Origin of the sequence: Lachnoanaerobaculum sanguinis, from assembly GCF_033242365.1 — a bacterium.
Classification (GTDB): domain Bacteria; phylum Bacillota; class Clostridia; order Lachnospirales; family Lachnospiraceae; genus Lachnoanaerobaculum; species Lachnoanaerobaculum sanguinis.
The window spans coordinates 1-18,372 of sequence record NZ_BTHK01000019.1; the positions used below are offsets into that span (position 1 = coordinate 1).

Genomic DNA, 18,372 nt, shown 5'->3' on the forward strand with positions numbered 1-18,372 from the left:
TACAAAAACAAAGCAAAGGAAAATAAAATACTATTTTTTTATTTTCAAAACGAAATAAAAATGCCCTGAAAGCCAGTAAAATACTGGGGTTCAAGGGCATTTTAACTTTTGAAACTGTCAAAGACAGGATTATAAACATAATTGCAAGTAAATCTTTAAAACTTCTTATTTTATATTTCGTTCTTTACATATCCCGCAATATTTGTTGCATGATCCGATACACGCTCCAAATTACTTATGATATCAAGGAAGGCAATTCCTGCCTGTGGATTACAATCTCCCTTTGATAATCTCTCGATATGCTTTTCTCTCATTTCATCCTCAAGCATATCCACTTCATCCTCAAGCTTATTGACCTTTCTCACAGCTCTAAGAGCATCACCGCTTCTTGCATTAAGTGCAATCTCAAAGGCTTCAATACTGTCTTTTGAAATTTCTGCAAGGTCTTCTTTACCTAGATCACTGAATTCAAGATTATTATCTATCATATACTTTGCATTTTCAGAAAGGTTGTCCGCATGATCACCGACTCTTTCTATATCTGTTACCATATTGAAGAGATTGTTAATATGCTTCTTCTGACTTTCACTCAGTGAAAGATTGTCTACCTTTATAAGAAATTCAGTCAAAGCTTCCTGCATATCATCAAGCTTCTTTTCACATTTTGCAACTGTTTCTATATCTTCAAGGCTTTTATTGTTGATGGCACTCATAGCCGCATTTAAACTTTTTAGAGCAATTTCTCCCATGCGGGCAACTTCATTATTTGCAGTCTGTACAGCAAAAGCCGGGCTTAGAAGAACTCTTTCATCAAGCTGTAGTACAGGCTCTTTTACCTCTTCCTCAACTTCATCATCCTTACCTCTTATAATCATTCCTGAAAGTTTTACAAGAAGTCCCGCAAAAGGATAAAGTAGTGTAGTCATTGTAAGATTAAAGAATGTATGAAATATTGAAATCTCTACAGCATTGATAGTATGATTTGCGAGTTTTACATTCACTTGAAATACAATAAATCCAAGTATACCGAAGACTATAGCACCTATTGTATTGAATAAAAGATGTATAGCTGCGGCTCTCTTTGCAGTTCTTGAGCTTCCCAAACTTGAAATAATAGCTGTAACACAGGAACCGATATTTTGTCCGAGAGTTATATATATAGCTGCTGCAGTATTTACCACACCGTTAAATGCAAGTGTCTGTAAAATACCTACAGATGCTGATGAGCTTTGCATAAGAGCTGTTACTACAATACCTACTATTATACCGAGTATCGGATTACCTCCAAGTACTCTGAACGCTTCCGAAAATATAGGAGCACTTGTGAAAGGTTTTATATTGCCTGCCATAAGATCAAGTCCCAAAAACAGCATTCCAAGTCCCAGAATTATTTCACCTATAGTTTTTTTCTTGTCGGATTTTGAAAACAGTATAAATATCGCACCTATACCAATCATTAAAGGTGCATAGAATCCCGGCTGAAAGAGCTTGAGTGAATCGCCTATTGTTCCAAGTGATACTACCCACGCTGTAATTGTAGTACCTATATTGGCACCCATGATTACACCTACAGCCTGGACAAGGCTTAACATTCCGGCACTAACAAAACCTACTACCATTACAGTGGTAGCACCTGAGCTTTGTATTATGGCTGTTATTACCGCACCCAGTAAGATGGCTGTAAACCTGTTATCCGTTATCTTACTGAGGAACTGTTGCATCTTCCCTCCGGCAGTCTTTTGCATACCGTCCGCCATGATATGCATTCCGTATAGGAAAAGTCCAAGACCGCCTAAGAATCCAAAGAGATATGATACATTATCAATCATTTTTGTTCTCCTCTTAAAACATACCTACTGATATAACCTCTGCAGGATCAAAATCCAAAAGCTACATCCTGTACATTCTATCAAGTTCTAATATTTTAAGCAATACAAGAATGATATTTCAACAAATTAAAAAAGCACCCTTTTTACGGGGTGCCTTCTTAAGGATTTCTATATATAGGATTCATTGTAAGTGCTTCGTTATGATGATGTAATATTATCATACTTCTTCGTAAAAGAATTGAAATACTGTTGAACTTATTATGAATTATTTCTTAAACCTGAAAAGAATGTTTTTCATTTTATTTCAAATATTTATCCATAATGTCACAGAAATCAAAGGTTGCAAAGTAATCCTTATCAGTCTCGGCTCTTCTTATAAGTTTTACATTTCCGTCTTCCTGTAATAAAAGCTCTGCCGACTTTAATTTTCCGTTATAATTATATCCCATTGCAAATCCATGTGCTCCTGTATCATGAATATAGATATAATCACCCTTGTCTATCTTTGGAAGTTTTCTGTCTATAGCAAACTTATCATTGTTTTCACACAGTGAACCTACAACATCATATGTATGATCTGAAATTTTTTCTTCCTTACCAAGTACGCTAAGGTGATGATATGCTCCATACATGGCAGGTCGCATAAGATTTACCGCACAGGCATCCACACCTATATATTCCTTATGTGTATGCTTTTCATGTATTGCCTCCGTTACCAAAGCTCCATATGGTGCAAGCATATATCTACCAAGTTCCGTAAAAATAGCCACATCTTTAATACCGTTTGCTACAAGTACTTCATCATAGACCTTTTTTACACCTTTGCCTATTTCAAATATATCATTAGGCTCCTGATCGGGTGTATACGGTATACCGACTCCACCTGACAGATTTATAAAGCTTACGCATATACCGCATTCATTCTTTATTCTTACGGCAAACTCAAACAGTTCCTTTGCAAGCTTAGGATAGTACTCATTTGTAACCGTATTACTTGCAAGAAATGCATGAATACCGAAGTACTTTACACCTTTTGACTTCATTATATTGAATGCTTCTATAATCTGATCGGGAGTCATGCCGTATTTGGCATCTCCCGGATTGTCCATTATACCGTTTGACATAGTAAAGAATCCACCCGGATTGTATCTGGCACTCATAGTCTCAGGCAATTTTCCACAAGCCTTTTCAACATATTCTATATGTGTGATATCATCCAAGTTTATTATTGCTCCGAGATCATTTGCAAACTTAAATTCTTCTATAGGAGTTTCATTTGAGGAAAACATTATATCTTTTCCGCTAAAACCGCATGCATCACTTAATTCAAGTTCTGTCATAGAAGAACAGTCCATACCGCAACCGCATTCTTTTAATATTTTCATTATAAAAGGGTTCGGAGTGGCTTTTACAGCAAAGTATTCTTTAAATCCCTTATTCCAACTGAACGCTTCATTTAATCTTTTTGCATTCTCTCTGATTCCTTTTTCGTCATATATATGCCATGGAGTCGGATATGTTTTTACAATTTCTCTTACTTTATCTAATGTCAAAAATGGTATTTTTTGCATTTTATTTCCCTTCTATGTATTGCTTTCTTCTTCAGATTCGGTGTTTTTCTCCTCTCTGACCTTAGCAATACTTGCAATCTTGGTATCGCTATCTCTGTCTATATTCATAAGCTTAACACCTGATGCGGCTCTTCCAAGCACTGATATTCCGCTTACTTCTATTCTGATAATGATTCCCTCTGTGGTTATAAGCAAAAGCTCTCTGTCTTCATTAACAAGTTTTGCTCCGACCAACTTTCCGGTCTTTTCATTATCTTTATAGCATATGATACCTTTACCGCCTCTGTTTTGGACTTTGAACTCGGATATCCTTGTTCTCTTTCCATACCCATACTCAGAAACAAGAAGCAAATACTCCCCTTGAGATGCCAGCTGCATTCCGATGACCTCATCATCTCTATTCAGTCTCATACCACGAACACCGGTAGCACCTCTACCCATAGCTCTTATATCCTTATCATTGATTCTTATACACATACCGTCTTTTGAAACTATGATAAGATCGTCATCACCATGAGTTACCTTAACCTCTATCAGCTCATCATCTTCTGTGAGATTTATGGCCGCAAGTCCGTTCTTTCTTATATTGTCAAACAGATTAATCTGACATTTCTTTATAGTACCTTTCTTGGTTACCATAAAGAGATATCCGTCCTTTGACTTTGCTTCACTTGGTATAATAGCCGAAATCTTCTCATCAGGCTGCAAATTCAATAAGTTTACTATTGCAACACCTCTTGCAGTCCTTGAAGCTTCCGGAATCTTATATCCCTTTATATTATATACTCTACCCTTATTTGTGAAGAAGTATATATCGTTGTGAGTAGTTGACATAACAATGTCTTCGATAAAGTCGTCATCAATGGTCTGCATTCCCTTGATGCCCTTACCTCCTCTGTTTTGGACATTAAAATTGTCAGGACTCATTCTCTTTATATATCCAAGCTTTGTCATTGCAATGATGATATCTTCTCTTTGGATAAGGTCCTCATCCTCCATATCATCATCCTGTATAAAGCCTGTTCTTCTGTCATCCTTATACTTATCTTCAACTACAAGGATTTCTTCTCTTATCACACCCAGAAGTTTCTTCTCGTCTGCCAATATTCCCTCAAAATATGAAATCTTAGCCAAAAGCTCATTGTACTCGGACTCAAGTCTTTCTCTTTCCAAACCTGTAAGAGCTCTAAGACGCATATCAACTATAGCCTGAGCCTGTACATCGGTAAGTCCGAATCTTTTTATAAGTTCTTCTTTTGCAACACTTACATTTGCACTGCCTCTGATAATCTTTATAATTTCATCAATATTATCAAGAGCTATAAGCAAACCTTCCAAAATATGAGCTCTCTCCTTAGCTTTATTGAGATCATACTTTGTTCTTCTTGTTACAACATCCTCCTGATGTGCAAGATAATACTCAAGCATCTGTAAAATATTAAGTACCTTAGGCTGATTATTTACAAGTGCCAGCATATTTACACCGAAAGTTTCCTGTAACTGTGTATGCTTATATAATCTGTTTAATATAACTCCGGCATTTACATCTCTTCTAAGTTCTATAACGACTCTCATTCCTTCACGGTTTGATTCGTCTCTAAGATCTGTAATACCGTCTATCCTTTTATCTTTTACAAGTTCGGCAATCTTTTCGATAAGCTTTGCTTTATTTACAAGATATGGAAGCTCGGTAACTATAATTCTGTTTTTGCCGTTTGGCATGGCTTCTATTTCAGATACCGCTCTTACCTTTATCTTTCCTCTACCTGTAGTATAGGCTTCTCTGATTCCTCTAAGTCCAAGTATATGTGCACCTGTAGGGAAATCAGGTCCCTTTATGATATCAAGCATCTCATCGATAGTAGATTCTTTTTCTTCTATCTTATTATCTATTATCCTTACTACAGCATCTATTACCTCGCTTAAATTGTGAGGTGGAATATTTGTGGCCATACCTACCGCAATACCTGTAGTACCGTTTACAAGCAGGTTCGGATATCTTGACGGCAATACTGTAGGCTCTTTTTCAGTCTCATCAAAGTTCGGAGCAAAGTCAACAGTGTCCTTATTTATATCGGCAAGCATCTCCATTGCGATTTTTGAGAGTCTTGCCTCTGTATATCTCATGGCAGCCGCGCCGTCTCCGTCCACAGATCCGAAGTTTCCATGTCCGTCCACAAGAGGATATCTCATGGACCAGTCCTGAGCCATATTTACCAATGATCCGTATATTGAAGAATCTCCGTGTGGGTGATATTTACCCATTGTATCTCCGACAATACGGGCACATTTTCTATGTGGCTTATCAGGACCGTTATTCAGTTCTATCATAGAAAAGAGCACTCTTCTTTGTACAGGCTTTAAACCGTCTCTTATATCAGGAAGCGCTCTTGCTGCAATAACACTCATTGCATAGTCAATATATGACTTTTCCATGGTTTTCTTTAAGTCGATCTCATTAAACTTGTCGAAAACATTTGGTTCCATATTTTAACCTACCTTTTTAAATATCCAAATTCGATACGTACTTCGCATTTGTCTCTATAAACTCTCTTCTCGGAGCAACCTGGTCTCCCATAAGAGTATTAAATGTTAAATCTGTTTCTGAAAGCATAGACTCGTCAAGTACCACTTTTTTAAGTACTCTTCGTTCAGGATCCATGGTTGTTTCCCAAAGTTGCTCGGCATCCATCTCTCCCAGACCTTTATATCTTTGTATCTTATTATTCTGATCTCTTCCGACTTCTTTTAAGATATTGTCAAGTTCTTCGTCAGAATATGCGTACCATACCTTTTTATTCTTCTCTAACTTATACAGTGGAGGCTGAGCCAGATATACATGACCTTCCTTTATAAGTTCAGGCATAAATCTGTATATAAATGTCAGCATCAAAGTATCAATATGAGCTCCGTCCACATCTGCATCAGTCATTATAATGATTTTATTATAGCGAAGCTTGCTGATATCAAAATCTTCCTGTATACCTGTACCGAATGCTGTAATCATTGACTTAATCTCGGCATTTGAATATACCTTATCAGGTCTTGCCTTCTCCACATTGAGTATCTTTCCTCTAAGAGGCAAAATAGCCTGTGTATCTCTCTTTCTTGCAGATTTTGCGGAACCTCCCGCAGAATCTCCCTCGACTATAAATATCTCACATTCTTCAGGATTCTTACTTGAACAGTCAGCCAATTTACCCGGTAAACTCATACCGTCAAGTGCAGACTTTCTTCTTGTAAGATCTCTTGCCTTTCTTGCCGCAGCTCTTGCTCTTTGTGCTGTAATAGCCTTATCACTTATAAGCTTTGCTATTCCGGGATTTTGCTCAAGGAAATAAGTAAGCTTCTCACTTACTATAGCATTAACTGCAGTCTGTGCCTCGGAGTTTCCAAGTTTTTGCTTTGTCTGACCTTCAAACTGTGGGTCCTGTATCTTCACAGAGATTATAGCTACAAGTCCTTCTCTTATGTCTTCTCCTGAAAGATTATCCTCATTTTCCTTCAGCAGTTTATTGTTTCTGGCATATTCATTAAATGTCTTTGTAAGTGCATTTTTAAATCCTGAAAGATGAGTTCCACCCTCAGGAGTATTTATATTATTTACAAAAGTATAAATTCCCTCTGTATAAGTGTCATTGTGCTGCATTGCAACTTCAACAACCACCTTTTCTTTCACACCCTCACAGTATATTACTTCATCGTATATAGGTGCCTTACCCTTATTGAGATAGGTAACAAATTCCTTGATACCACCCTCATAGTGGAAAGACATTTCTTTTTTTTCTACTCTGTCATCAATCAAAACAATTTTTAATGCCTTGGTAAGAAAAGCTGTCTCTCTCAATCTGACTTTCAATATATCAAAGTCATATACTGTTTCCTCAAATATAGTTGCATCCGGTAAGAAGCTTACCTCGGTACCGCTTTCACCGGGATCACATTCACCTATCACATGCATATTTTCTACGACTTTACCCTTTTCAAATCGCATATGATAAATTTTGCCTTCTTTATAAACCTTTACATCCAACCATGTAGATAATGCATTTACTACAGATGCACCTACTCCATGCAGTCCGCCTGAGGTCTTATATCCTCCGCCACCGAATTTTCCTCCTGCATGCAGTATTGTAAATACTACCTCAAGCGCCGGCTTTCCTGCCTTTTGCTGAATGTCTACCGGTATACCTCTACCATTATCTCTTACAGTGATTGAATTATCTTCATTTATTTTTACCTTTATCTCGGTACAAAATCCTGCAAGAGCCTCATCTACAGAGTTATCTACTATCTCATAAACAAGATGATGAAGACCCCTTGATGATATTGAACCAATATACATTCCGGGTCTTACTCTAACGGCCTCTAAACCTTCCAGTATTTGAATTTGGGATGCATCATACTCTGTACTCATACTATCTCCTTTAAATCATCTGAGAATACATTCTCAGGAAAATTTACTCTTAATGTCATATCGATATATTATAACATTTTTTTTGAAAATGTGGAATAAAATTACTACATATAAATAAGAAAAAAGGGGTGCCACGCACCCCTAAAATATACATTATTACAAAGCTGTTATAAAAGTCAAAAATCCGAAAACTACACCTGCCGCATTCGGTATAATAAGGATATAATCTATTTTATGTTCATTTGTTAAGCCATATATAACCCATAACAAACAAGATATTGCCGCTACAAGCGGCTGCAGCGGTTGAGATTTCTCACCACCTATATTTGCTATAATTTGCGGTATATAAGATAAGAATACTAAAACTCCGATAAATGCTCCTATAGATCCTATGAATGTATTAATTCTCTTTTTTGTCATTGAATATTACCTCCGAAATCAGTTTATAAATATACATGTGTGAATTTATGTGTGATAATATAACACACAATTTTGAAGGTTGCAAATTTTAACAGAGTTTTACGAAAATTTTAACATTATTTTTTTATATATTATCATTTTTGCATTCTATATTTTTATTAGTTTTTAACAAGGTGTAAATTTTTTATTTTTATTTACATCCAAATAACACCACAAAAAAGAAATTTTTTGATTACTCAAAATTTAAACAATTTTATAAAATACTTGTATACAATGAGTTAATTATATTCGCTTTCTTTTATTGTACCGTTTGTTACTTTAAATACCTTTCCAATATCCAAAGATTTATTCAAAAAATCTTCAACACCTGTACAGGTAATAAGAGTTTGAATATGTTTTATGGACTCCAAAAGGTGAGACTGTCTTTTTCCGTCAAGTTCGGATAATACATCATCAAGTAAAAGTACAGGAAATTCTCCGTATCTTGATTTTATAAGCTCTATCTCGGATAATTTTAATGATAAGGCAAGACTTCTTTGCTGCCCTTGAGATCCGAACTTTTTCAAATCCATTTCACCGTTTAGAAAAAATGAAAAATCATCTCTATGTGGTCCTACATTTGTAGTCTTATACCTTATATCACTTGTTCTTGATTTTTTCAGTTCTTCTTCAAAATCATCTTTTTCAACATTCTTTTCATATACTACATTTATCTTCTCACCACCTGAGAGTAAAGAATGTATACCGAAAATGACCTCATTTAATTCCTTTATAAAGGCTTCTCTGTAAGCAATCAAATCCTTACCGTATTTTACAAGCTGCATATCCCAGATATCCAAAGTATCCTCAACACCGCTCTTAAAACCGATTTCTTTTAAAAGCTTGTTTCTCTGATCAAGCACCTTATTGTAGGTAACCAAAGTGGAAACATAGAGCTTATTTAACTGACAAAGCTCCATGTCCACAAAATTTCTTCTTTCCTTAGGACTTCTCTTGATAATATTCAAATCTTCAGGAGAAAAAAATACAACATTACAAGTACCGAAAAGCTCACTAAGCTTTCTTATCGGAATACCGTTTATAGCAACTCCCTTAGACTTGCTCTTTTTCAAATGCATATCAAGCCTTACCGATGAGTTATTTTTTTCTATCATCAGCTTAATATGCGATTCATTGCTTCCGAATTTTATAATATCTTTATCTTTACTTCCTCTATGAGACTTTGAAGTGGTGGCAAGATATATTGACTCCAAAATATTTGTCTTTCCCTGCGCATTGTCACCGTAAAATATATTTACACCGCTTGAAAGCTGGATATTCAAACTCTCATAGTTTCTATAGTCCTTAAGCTCCAACGATTCTATAATCATTGTTCTCGTATGTAAATATATCGCCGTCTCTAAGCTTCTTACCTCTTCTAAGCTCCACCTCGGAATTTACCAAAACCTCTCCGGCCTGTATTACCATCTTGGCTTCCGAACCCATAGATACAGCACCTGCAAGCTTCATAGCCTGCTCCAGCTTTATATATTCATCTCTAATTTTAACTTCTTGCATATTTCACCTTTATCCTACAAAATTTACCGGCAATATCAGGTAAGTGTATGAATTTTTATCGTCTCTAATAAAGCATGGCGATTTTGCGTTTGTAAAATAAATATCTACAAAATCATCATCAATTACCTTTAATGCATCCACTAAGAACTTAGGGTTAAAGGCAATCTTTAAATCACTTCCGCTTTTTTCAATATTTACTTTGGCATCCATAAATCCAAGTGATGAATTTACGGACAATGTAAGTATTCCGTTTTCTATATTGAGAATCAAAGGCTTATGTTCATTTTCCCTGATAAGTATCATAGCCTGCTCTATAGCACTTTGAAATCTGTTTCTGCTGACGGTAACCTTGGTATCATAATCACTTGAGAGCATGGTCTCAATTCTGAAATATTCACCGTCAAGTATTCTTGACAATACAAGTGTTTTATCAAACTCAAAGAGTATATGATCCTTTGAAAAATAAATATTAACATCTTTTTGAGTATCGCTGTCAATTATCCTCATAACTTCCTGTAAGGACTTTATAGGAACCACACATCTTTGATTTTCAAAATTCCCGTTCAATTCAATATTTCTGATAGACATTCTATGTCCGTCAAGAGTAACGAATTTAGCCACATTGTCTTTAATATCTATAAGCTCTCCACCCATCATTCGGTTGATATCGCTTATAGCTGTTGAGAACTCGGTCTGTCTTATAACTTCTTTTAAACTGAACTGTGAAAGCTTGATAAAATCATCCCTGTCTACCTTCGGCATCGGTATAAACTCTACGGGATCAATTCCCATAATATTAAATACCGCCTGGTCACATCTGATAGTTGTCTTGAAATCCTTATCTACATCAAGCTCTATTAAAGAATCCGTATTTTCAAACTTTCTTACAATCTCTGAGAATAGTTTTGCATTTAAAACTACTCCACCCGGATTTACTATAATCGCATCCACTTCTGTTTGAATTGAAAGTTCCGTATCTGTAGCGTCTAAAACAACTCTGTTATCAGCTGCCGTTATAAGTATTGATTCTAAAATAACACTTGAAGTCTTGGTAGATATAGCCTTCATTACAATGCTTAAAGCATTTACCAATTGTGCTTTTTGAAATTTTAAATTCATTGTTCCTCCGGTTGGCGATTTTTTACTCAGGAAAGAGCTCGCTCGCCATGATAAATAATTAAATATATTTTAGTATTAGTATTATTATAGTGTGTGGATAAGTGCAAAAGTCTTAAAAGCCTTGTAAATACTTGCTTTTTAGCTTATTTTTGTAAACATCACCATGTTTGGGAAATACCCGTATAATTTGGATTACTGTGGAGAAATCTTCTTTTTGATAGTTTCAATTGTCTGATTCAGCTCACTGTCAGAGACGATTCTCTTAGTAATTACATCCTCGGAATTGACTATCGTGGAGTGATCTCTGTCACCTAAAAACTGACCTATTTTAGTTTGAGTATCATTGGTCATTTTTCTGCAAAGATAAACTGTAATATGTCTTGCAGTTGCTACCGGCTCTTTTCTTCCCTTGGCTTTTAATTCCGCCACGGTGATATTGAAATGATCGGCTACCACAGTTGCGATATATTCTGAAGTTATTTTTGTAGGAGCATCGGGAGTAATCATATCCTTCAGTACAGTTTTTGCCAGCTCTATATCAATTTCCTGATTTTTATTAAGTCTGCTCATAGCGTAAAGCTTATTTAGTGCTCCCTCAAGCATTCTGATATTACTCTTTATATTGGTAGCAATAAATTGAATAACTTCATTATCAATGTTTTTGCCGTCTCTTTCTTCCTTACTTCTAAGAATTGCCATTCTTGTTTCAAAGTCCGGAGAAAAAATCTCTACTGCCACACCCCAGGCAAACCTTGAACGAAGCCTCTCTTCAAGGTTTTTAAGCTCCATAGGAGGTCGGTCTGAAGAAAGTATTATCTGTTTTTTCTGCTCATACAATGCATTGAAAGTATGGAAAAGTTCTTCCTGTATTGCATCCTTACCGCCGATAAACTGAATATCATCAATAAGAAGTACATCTACATTACGATATTTTGAACGATATTCCTGTAAATTGCTGTTTTTTAGCGCATCAATATATTCATTAAGGAATTTCTCACTGCTGACATATAAAATGATTGCCTCCGGATTGTGTTCCAATATGTAATGTGCAATGGAATGCATCAAGTGAGTTTTTCCAAGACCAACGCCTCCATATATAAAGAAGGGATTGTAATGCTCCCCCGGATTTTGACTTCCCGGAGATTCCGCTACAGCTATAGCGGTTGCATGTGCCAGATCATTACTTTTGCCTACTACGAATGTATCAAAAGTATAAAGCGGATCCAGATTTGCACTTAAAAGCTTCAGGTTGTTTACCGGATGCCGCTTATTGTCTATCAGCGTATTTGGATATTTTTTTGTTTCCTGCTCCGACTTTTCTATAAAAACGACATTACATTTTATTAAGGTAACTTCCTCTATGGATACCGAAAGGTACAGGGAGTATTTTTTTGTAACATAAGTTTTAAAAGGTTGTGAAGGAACAGTGATGACCAAGGTATAAACTCCCTTTGAATCCTTATCGATTGATGTCGGAATCATGGGTTTTATCCATGTATTGTATGATACAGGTGAGAGCTCATAATCATCCCTTAAAAACGTGATTATTTCCTCCCAACTGGATTTTATCTTATCTATCATCCTTTTTACTCCTTTAGGATAAGTATAAACTAGGTAAAGTATATCAAAAAAAGGTATTCATATCAATGTAAAGAAAAAGTAAAAAAGAAAATTATCAACATAGATATTCACAAAGTTATGGACAACGTAGTTGATTAAAAATTGTAAAATAAATTATCCATATTAAAAAACGATAAAAATAGATGTAAAAAAGCCTTATACACAGAATGTTGATAACGATGTTGACAAAGAGAAACGGCTTAAAATAAAGCAAAATAAGAAATGTCAACATTGAGATAAAATAAAATATCCACACACTATCAACAAAATGTGGATAACTAAAATATAAACATTTAGATTTTAAACAATGAAAATATACAGGTGAATGTGGATAATTATGTTGATAAGAATTTTAACAGTCGAAAATCCGGGGAACAATATTCTTACTTTGAGATAATAAAAATATTGATAAAACGGAGTATTAAATATATAATATTAAGTGCATTATATCCAATAGGAGTAGTAGCGAGAGGAGAAAAAAATGAAGAGAGATTCTTATCAGAAGACAAAAAGAATGGTAATCATGGCTATCTTCATAGCTATAATTATTATTCAGACATTGGTACCTATTTTGGGATTTATACCGCTTGGTATAATGAACGCAACTATCATTCATGTAACGGTAGCCATTGGGGCAATTTTACTTGGGTGGAAAGAGGGAGCAGGACTGGGATTTGTATTCGGACTTGGCAGTATGTGGAAGAATACATTCATGCCGAACCCGACATCATTTTGTTTTTCACCGTTTGCACCGGCCATAGCAGGATACACAGGCGGAATAAGATCTGTAATAGTATGTTTTGTTCCGAGAATACTGGTAGGTATAGTGGCTGCACTTGTTTTCAGAGCAATAAGAAAAACAGGTAAGGTGAAAATAGCACTCCTGGTATCAGGTGCCATGGCGGCAGTAACAAACACCATATTGGTAATGAGCGGTATATACTTCCTGTTCGGAGAGCATTATGCAAGTGCAACAGGGAGAGAGTTGACACAGTTGCCTGTTGTAATAGTAGGTATAATAGGAACACAGGGAGTAGCAGAGGCGATAGTTTCTTCAATCCTTACTTTAGCTGTAGCAGGTACATTATTAAAAATCAGTGAAGAGCGATAAAGCTATTGACTTGTATACCTTCTTTATATATAATACTAGGGTGCGTTCTTTGGAAAAGTAAAGAACATAGACTTAAAAAAGACTGGACAAACGAAAAGAAATAAGGAGGTATCAGATCATGAAGATGACATTCCAACCTAAGAAGAGACAAAGATCTAAGGTTCATGGTTTTAGAGCAAGAATGAGTTCAGCAGGCGGTAGAAAAGTTTTAGCTGCCAGAAGAGCAAAAGGAAGAGCTAGATTATCAGCTTAAAAAAATAAGGCAACAAACAGCCGGAAAACAGATGAGTACTACATTATGTAGTAAAGAAATTATCTGTCGAAGATTACTTAGGGATAGTCTTATGACTATCCTTTTAGTTTATAGTAGTATTACATTTAATCTAATATAAGATGCGTTTTGCATTTGAGGAGTTTATGTGAAAAATTTTCCTTCTTTAAGAAGTAATGCTGATTTTCAAAGGGTATATAAGAACGGAAAGTCATATGCCAATAAAACTCTTGTTATGTATGTATATGGAAATAATTTGGATTACAACAGGATAGGGATATCGGTTTCAAAGAAAAACGGTAACAGTGTAGTCAGACATACATTTGCAAGAAAATTGAGAGAAATTTTCAGATTGAATAAGATAGAGAAAAAGGGATTAGATATAATAGTAGTAGTACGAGTAGGCGCAGATGTAGGGGATTACCATAAATTGGAGAGTGCCTATTTACATTTGTTGAAATCACATAGACTGGATAGAGAAAATGTTGAAGAAAATAAATAGCTTGGTATTAAAGGGTATGATTAAGCTTATTAGATTCTATCAAAAATATTTGTCACCGCTAAAGGTAAGAACACATTGTATTTATACTCCTACCTGTTCACAATATGCCATAGAGGCTTTAAAAAAGCATGGCATAATAAAGGGATCAGTACTTAGTATATGGAGAATACTCAGATGTAATCCTTTTGCAAAAGGTGGATACGATCCTGTGCCATAAGTATATTTATGGAATTTAGTAAGTTAGAAAATCTAATGAAATTTGGAGGAATTAGCTTGGACGTTGTACTGTTAACAAAGTCATCCACACCTATTATAGGTTGGTTTGCTGAAATACTTGGATTTATAATGAATCTGATATTTGATTTGGGAATTACAAATATCGGTGTCGCTATTATAATTTTTACACTTGTAATTAATATAATAATGATACCTTTGACTATAAATCAGCAGAAGTCACAAAAACTTATGGCTGTAATTCAACCTGAAATAAAGGCCATACAGGATAAATATAAAGGAAAAACAGATAATGAATCGGCAATGAAGATGAATGCTGAGACAAGAGCTGTATACAGTAAGTACGGTACAAGTATGACAGGCGGTTGTCTTCCGCTTCTTATACAGATGCCTATATTGTTCGGACTTTATCAGGTTATATACAGAATACCGGCATATGTAACAAGTGTTCGCAGCGTATTTGAGACTGTGGCTACTTCACTTATGCAACAGTCTGATTATATAAATAAGATAAGTGATTTGGCAAAAGCTGTAAGACTTCCTATAGAAAATAATGACTATACGGTTACAAATAAAGTAATAGATTTATTATATAAATTTACACCTGAAAAATGGGCTACATTGTCAGAGACATTCCCTAATATGAGTAATGTCTTGGAGACAAGTATTCCTCTTATTAAGCAGATGAATTCATTCCTCGGTATTGATTTATCGGTGTCACCATGGCAGGGAATGAACAATATAAATGTAGCATGGATAATACCGATATTGGCCGGAGTTACACAGTTTATATCAACCAAGGTAATGACAACAAACCAGCCGAAGAACGGAGAGCCTGAGAATGAGATGGCAAAACAGATGCAGAGTATGAATACTGTAATGCCTATCATGTCAGTAGTATTTTGTTTTACTCTCCCTGCAGGTATCGGTATATACTGGATAGCTTCAGCACTTGCAAGAACAGTCATTCAGTTACTTGTAAACTACAGACTTAAAGATCTTGATATTGATAAGCTTGTAGAGTCAAATCTTGCAAAGCAAAATGCAAAGAGAGCAAAGCAAGGACTTCCTGCATTAAGCGCAAATAAGAAAGTCATCGAAAATGCAAAGCATATGGATGAAATTGAAAAGCAGGAAAAAGAAGAAAGAGCAAAAAAATACGAAGTGAATGCCAAGAATTTAAAGGATTCAACAGAGTATTACAATAAGGATGCAAAACCGGGTTCACTTGCTTCAAAGGCTAATATGGTAGCCAAGTACAATGAGAAGCAGGCAAATTCTAAGAAAAATAAATAGGAGGAAAGAGATGGACAGTGCTAGAGTTTCAGCAAGAAATTATGATGAAGCTTTAACCAAGGCTTTGATAGAGCTTGGAACCACAAGTGATAATGTGGATGTAGAGATAATTGAAAGAGGCACTAATGGATTTTTGGGAGTTTTCGGTGTAAAGCCATGGACTCTTAAGGTTACAATAAAGAAATCTGCTGATACTGAGAAAAAGAATTCATCAGAAAAGAAATATGAAAAGCAGAAGGAACAAAAATCTCCTATTGAGAAAAAAGAAGTAGAGAAAAAGGAAACCGCACCGGAAAAGGTGGATACTGTTGTAGAGGAAGTTATAGTAGAAGAAAAAGAGGCTTCTGTAAAGTCTGAAGAATCTGTAGATGAATATGCACAGTTTTACGGTGAGGAAGAGCCTTCTTCTACAAGCAGACGAGTACTTACAAATGATGAGCTTGAGCAGATAAGAGACAGAGCTGATGCTTTCTTAAAGGATTTCTTTGCGGCAATGAACCTTCCTGCACATGCGGTATATAATTTCTCATTTAAGACAAATGAGCTTTCTATTGTAATAGAGAGTGAAGAAGACTTAGGCGTATTGATAGGAAAAAGAGGTCAGACTCTTGATTCACTTCAGTATATATTGAGCCTTGTAGTAAATAAGAGCAGCGAAAGCTATATAAGAATAAAGCTTGATACTGAAAACTACAGAAAAAAGAGAAAAGATAAACTTGAAATGCTTGCAAAGAATATAGCTGCAAAGGTAAAGAAAACAGGTAAGTTCACAGAGCTTGAACCTATGAATGCTTATGAGAGAAGAATCATACATGCGGCACTCCAGGGAGACAATATGGTATCTACAAAGAGTGTAGGTGAGGAACCTTTCAGACATATAACAGTTTATCCGAAAAAGAATTTTAAACAAAACAGAAGAAGCCCTAAAAGGGAAATACAATAAAAATTAGTCTTGTGAAAGAGGGCTGTTAATAACATAGTTATTGATAGTCCTCTTTTATTTTAGTAACAATATAAAGGTAATAAAATAGGATTATATAAATATGAAGAGAACAGATACTATTGCCGCTATAGCGACAGCACTTGGAGAAAGTGGAATAGGCATAATAAGAATAAGCGGAGAAGATGCCATAAGTATAGCAGATAAGATATATAGCGGAAAGAAAAGGCTTATTGAGGCGGACTCACATACTATCAACTACGGACATATATTTTTCGGTGAAGAGATAATAGATGAAGTCTTGGTAATGTTAATGAAAGCACCAAGAACATTCACAGGTGAAGATACAGTAGAGATAAACTGTCATGGTGGCATATTGATACTCGAAAAAGTATTGCATGCAGTACTGGAGTCGGGAGCAAGGATGGCACTTCCGGGAGAATTTACAAAGAGAGCCTTTTTAAACGGAAAGATGGATCTCAGTCAGGCGGAAGCGGTAATAGATATAATAGAGGCAAAGAATGAGTTGGCATTAAAAGCCGGAATCAGACAGCTAAACGGAGCTGTAACAGAGAATATAAAGACAATAAGGGCTCAGATACTGGAGCAGATAGCATTTATAGAAGCCGCACTTGACGATCCGGAGCATTATTCACTGGACGGATACAGTGATAAACTGAAAAAAATAGTAAAGAAATTATATACAAGAATAGAATACTTAAAGAAGTCATTTAAAGATGGAAGTATTATAAAGGAAGGTATAAATACGGTAATAATAGGAAAGCCGAATGCAGGAAAATCTTCGATTTTAAATCTTCTTTCAAGAACAGACAGGGCAATAGTTACCGATATAGCGGGAACAACAAGAGATACATTGACAGAGAATATAAAACTGTCAGGTATCAGTTTGAATATCACGGATACGGCAGGTATCAGGCAGACTGATAATGTGGTGGAAAGTATAGGAGTACAAAAGGCAATAGAAGCAAGCAATAATGCAGACTTGAATTTGGTGGTAATAGACGGACTTTTACCTTTAGATAAAGAAGATATAGAGCTACTTGAAAGTGTAAAGGATAAAAATGCAATAATACTGCTTAATAAGTCTGATAGAGAGCTGAAATTAAGTATTGAAGATATAAAGAAGTACAGTGATAAGGATGTTATAATATTCTCAGCCAAGGAAAATATAGGAGTAGATGAATTGGAGGATATGATCAAGGCTAAGTTTATTTCAAAAGAGATAAATTTCAATGATCAGGTAATTATAACAAATATAAGACATCAGGAAATAATAAATGAAGTATCGGAATCTTTGGAAATGTGTCTTTCAAGTATCGAAGAAGGATACGAAGAGGACTTCTTTACAATAGATCTTTTAAATGCCTATGAAGCATTGGGTGAGATAATAGGTGAAACAGTGGATGATGATGTTGTAAATGAAATATTCTCAAAGTTCTGCATGGGTAAGTAATATAATTGTAT

At 35.4% G+C, this 18,372-nt stretch carries 16 protein-coding genes; 7 read left to right on the forward strand and 9 right to left on the reverse strand.

All coding sequences use genetic code 11. From position 1 onward, the window contains the following. Positions 1 to 170: 170 nt before the first annotated feature. The 9 genes from SBH76_RS11350 to dnaA form a co-directional block, all read right to left on the reverse strand. Positions 171 to 1,829, reverse strand: a complete 1,659-nt coding sequence (locus tag SBH76_RS11350) for a Na/Pi cotransporter family protein (protein ID WP_317977885.1) — start codon at positions 1,827 to 1,829, stop codon at positions 171 to 173. A gap of 299 nt (positions 1,830 to 2,128) precedes the next feature. Continuing rightward, positions 2,129 to 3,400 carry a diaminopimelate decarboxylase gene (locus SBH76_RS11355; RefSeq protein WP_317977886.1) on the reverse strand — a complete coding sequence of 424 codons (1,272 nt, stop codon included), beginning with the start codon at positions 3,398 to 3,400 and terminating at the stop codon, positions 2,129 to 2,131. 12 nt (positions 3,401 to 3,412) lie between these two features. Next, positions 3,413 to 5,887: a DNA gyrase subunit A gene (gene gyrA / locus SBH76_RS11360; RefSeq protein ID WP_317977887.1), complete on the reverse strand. Its 2,475-nt coding sequence runs from the start codon at positions 5,885 to 5,887 to the stop codon at positions 3,413 to 3,415. 16 nt (positions 5,888 to 5,903) lie between these two features. Then, positions 5,904 to 7,817, reverse strand: a complete 1,914-nt coding sequence (gyrB, locus tag SBH76_RS11365; protein WP_009662016.1) for a DNA topoisomerase (ATP-hydrolyzing) subunit B — start codon at positions 7,815 to 7,817, stop codon at positions 5,904 to 5,906. Positions 7,818 to 7,973: 156 nt separating this feature from the next. Then, complete coding sequence (locus SBH76_RS11370) at positions 7,974 to 8,237, reverse strand: SemiSWEET family transporter (RefSeq protein WP_007594929.1); 264 nt, start codon at positions 8,235 to 8,237, stop codon at positions 7,974 to 7,976. Positions 8,238 to 8,515: 278 nt separating this feature from the next. Then, positions 8,516 to 9,607, reverse strand: coding sequence for a DNA replication/repair protein RecF (gene recF / locus SBH76_RS11375; protein ID WP_315034418.1), 1,092 nt, complete (start codon positions 9,605 to 9,607; stop codon positions 8,516 to 8,518). Further along, entirely contained in the window at positions 9,582 to 9,794 is a 213-nt protein-coding gene (locus SBH76_RS11380) for an RNA-binding S4 domain-containing protein (protein WP_007594926.1), read from the reverse strand. Before SBH76_RS11380 ends, recF begins: the two co-directional genes overlap by 26 nt. 9 nt (positions 9,795 to 9,803) lie before the next feature. Beyond that, positions 9,804 to 10,913, reverse strand: a complete 1,110-nt coding sequence (dnaN, locus tag SBH76_RS11385) for a DNA polymerase III subunit beta (protein ID WP_317977888.1) — start codon at positions 10,911 to 10,913, stop codon at positions 9,804 to 9,806. A 192-nt stretch (positions 10,914 to 11,105) separates the two neighbouring features. Continuing rightward, entirely contained in the window at positions 11,106 to 12,494 is a 1,389-nt protein-coding gene (gene dnaA, locus SBH76_RS11390; RefSeq protein ID WP_007594923.1) for a chromosomal replication initiator protein DnaA, read from the reverse strand. Positions 12,495 to 13,014: 520 nt separating this feature from the next. Between dnaA and SBH76_RS11395 the strand changes: the two genes are divergently transcribed. The 7 genes from SBH76_RS11395 (at position 13,015) to mnmE (ending at position 18,361) form a co-directional block, all read left to right on the forward strand. Then, positions 13,015 to 13,644, forward strand: coding sequence for an ECF transporter S component (locus tag SBH76_RS11395; protein ID WP_007594922.1), 630 nt, complete (start codon positions 13,015 to 13,017; stop codon positions 13,642 to 13,644). Between the two features lie 118 nt (positions 13,645 to 13,762). Further along, a complete protein-coding gene (gene rpmH / locus SBH76_RS11400) occupies positions 13,763 to 13,897 on the forward strand; it encodes a 50S ribosomal protein L34 (protein WP_007594921.1) in 135 nt (44 codons plus the stop codon). Positions 13,898 to 14,063: 166 nt separating this feature from the next. Further along, complete coding sequence (rnpA, locus tag SBH76_RS11405) at positions 14,064 to 14,417, forward strand: ribonuclease P protein component (RefSeq protein ID WP_315050727.1); 354 nt, start codon at positions 14,064 to 14,066, stop codon at positions 14,415 to 14,417. Further along, the gene (gene yidD, locus SBH76_RS11410) at positions 14,398 to 14,634 is read left to right on the forward strand and encodes a membrane protein insertion efficiency factor YidD (RefSeq protein ID WP_317977889.1); all 237 of its coding nucleotides are present in this window, start codon (positions 14,398 to 14,400) and stop codon (positions 14,632 to 14,634) included. The genes rnpA and yidD overlap by 20 nt, the downstream gene beginning before the upstream one ends. Before the next feature lie 56 nt (positions 14,635 to 14,690). Further along, positions 14,691 to 15,947: a YidC/Oxa1 family membrane protein insertase gene (locus SBH76_RS11415; protein WP_317977890.1), complete on the forward strand. Its 1,257-nt coding sequence runs from the start codon at positions 14,691 to 14,693 to the stop codon at positions 15,945 to 15,947. A gap of 10 nt (positions 15,948 to 15,957) precedes the next feature. Then, on the forward strand, positions 15,958 to 16,890 hold the full coding sequence (jag, locus tag SBH76_RS11420; RefSeq protein WP_317977891.1) for an RNA-binding cell elongation regulator Jag/EloR: 933 nt from the start codon (positions 15,958 to 15,960) through the stop codon (positions 16,888 to 16,890). 100 nt (positions 16,891 to 16,990) lie between these two features. Next, positions 16,991 to 18,361: a tRNA uridine-5-carboxymethylaminomethyl(34) synthesis GTPase MnmE gene (mnmE, locus tag SBH76_RS11425; RefSeq protein ID WP_317977892.1), complete on the forward strand. Its 1,371-nt coding sequence runs from the start codon at positions 16,991 to 16,993 to the stop codon at positions 18,359 to 18,361. The last annotated feature ends 11 nt before the right edge of the window (positions 18,362 to 18,372 follow it).